The organism is Pelotomaculum isophthalicicum JI (assembly GCF_029478095.1).
Lineage (GTDB): Bacteria > Bacillota > Desulfotomaculia > Desulfotomaculales > Pelotomaculaceae > Pelotomaculum_D > Pelotomaculum_D isophthalicicum.
On the sequence record NZ_JAKOAV010000077.1, the window covers coordinates 1 to 2168 of the forward strand.

Annotated in this window: 1 protein-coding gene; it reads left to right on the forward strand. The window is 41.6% G+C overall.

Going from position 1 to position 2168, the window contains the following annotated elements:
- Window positions 1-262 precede the first annotated feature (262 nt).
- Entirely contained in the window at window positions 263-1879 is a 1617-nt protein-coding gene (locus tag L7E55_RS17455) for an IS1182 family transposase (RefSeq protein WP_277445637.1), read from the forward strand.
- The last annotated feature ends 289 nt before the right edge of the window (window positions 1880-2168 follow it).

A 2168-nucleotide genomic window follows, 5' to 3' on the forward strand; every position in this document is an offset into this window, starting at 1 on the left:
TCTCTTGATTCAAAAGACTGGCATCTTGTAGATCACGATAAAACGTATGATATCGCCCAGCTTGACGAGGAAGCCTATAAAGACAAATGCTTCTTCAAAGAACGCTGGATTAAAGAAAATGGCCTAGGAGAGTGTTGCAAAACTCCCATAAAAAGCTCACTAACCCCATAAAAATCAAGCAAAAAACCAACAACAAAGCAGGAAACCCCCAGCATTACGGCGAATATTAAAGATATTAAAAGGTATAAGGTGGTAATCTAAAATGCTGGGCCATAAAGATAACCAACTCAAATTCACAGATATAGATACTTTACAAGCGTGGGAGCAAAAACCCATAGTCCCTGAAGACAGCGTTTACTATGGTCTGTCCCAAGCAAACGAGATATTTAAAGACGAACTGTTTGCCGATGCATATTCCTTCTCCGGGCGGCCCTCTATACCACCGAGCCGTTTAATTAAAGTGCTTTTACTACAGTTTTACGATAAAGTTTCCGACCGGGAAGCAGAGAACCGAGCCCGCTACGACTTGCGCTGGAAGGTAGCTTTGGGTATTTCCATTGCAGAATCCGGCTTTAACTACAGTGCGTTATCCAGATTCCGGGCAAGATTGTTATTACACCAGAAAGAACGTATTGCTTTTGAAGAGATCTTGGATGCGGTAATAGCCAAAGAGCTACTCCCCGGCAATTGCGCCAAACAAATAATAGATTCAACCTACGTACTCGGAGCCGGTGCTGTACAGGATACCTACACCTTAATTCGGATGGCTATCAAAAAACTTCAAACAACCATCAACAAACGGTTAAACCTGAGCATACTGCTGCCAAAGCCTTTAAATATTGATTATCAGAGCAGAAACAAACCAAAAATCAACTGGGAAGATCCCGTCGAGCGCAATAAATTACTTAATGAATTGTGCCAAGACGCCTTGCAGATTATTGAGGCAGTAGATAATTTGAAACTTACCAAACAAGAACTGGAATTAAGAGATATTTTAACCACGATAGCCGTCCAGGATATAGAGCAACAAAAGGACGGTACAGTCAAAATAAAGCAAGGAGTAGCCAAAGACCGGCTCATTTCCACCAACGACCCGGAGATGCGGCATGGTCGCAAATCCAGTGCCCGCAAATTTGATGGTTACAAAACCCATACTGCCATGGAAACAGATAATAACTTTATTACCGAAATCGAAGTCACCCCAGGCAACGTTCATGACTCAGAAGCAGCCGCTCCGTTAGTGGACCGGCAACCCGAAGAGCGAAAGCCGGATACAGTCTTGTGTGACATGGCCTATGGTACAGGTCAAAACAGAGAAGATATGGAAAAGCGCCAGGTTAAAATAATTTGTCCCGTACCCACAGACCTCGGACGAAACGGCTGTTTCCCCAAGTCAGCATTTACAATAGATTTAGATGCCCAAACCTGCCAGTGTCCTGCCGGTAAAATAGCAACTGAGAAAATATATGATAAGAAAACAAATCGCTTGAAAGTGTTTGTATTTTCCCAGGAACAATGCCAAAACTGCCCTCTGCTAAATCAGTGTACCAAAAGCAAAAAAGGCAGACGTACCATCACAATAAACCAATATGAACGGCACTTGCAGGAAGCGCGTATCTTTCAGCAAACCGAAGAATTCAAAAACGAATACCCCGAGCGATGCAAGATCGAAAACAAGCAAGCAGAGATGGTGCATCATGGTCTTCGCCAGGCTCGCTATATTGGAAAAGCCAAAGTCTATCTACAATCCTTACTAATTGGCGCGATAGTAAACTTCAAGCGCTACTGGAAGTTGGTAACGGAACAACGTCAGCTAAGATCTGATACATGCGATACGAAAACTAATATTATTACAGTTCCCCTGCCTCTAGCTATATAGGGTTAGTCTGCTTTAAAAGAAGGAATAGATGGATAAATACCTCAAAAATAAAGCTAATTGTTGGGCTTAACCAACTCTGTTACCATTTTATACATGTACTTTATTTTCAAAATTTATAAAGTTGCCGTGACCTTCAAAAAAACAGGATTTATGCAACACTCTCCTAGAACAAAAACTTATTGTCACTTACTCCATCAAGTATAAAAACTATCAACGTCAAATTCGCCATTCACAAATCGAACGTGCTCAGAAATTACTGAATTCGAATCCGACTAAAATTTCAAAAAGC

What these genes read in the sequence shown, in the direction of transcription:
- L7E55_RS17455 (WP_277445637.1), top strand. Translation starts at nt 263, where the DNA reads ATGCTGGGCCATAAAGATAACCAACTCAAATTCACAGATATAGATACT.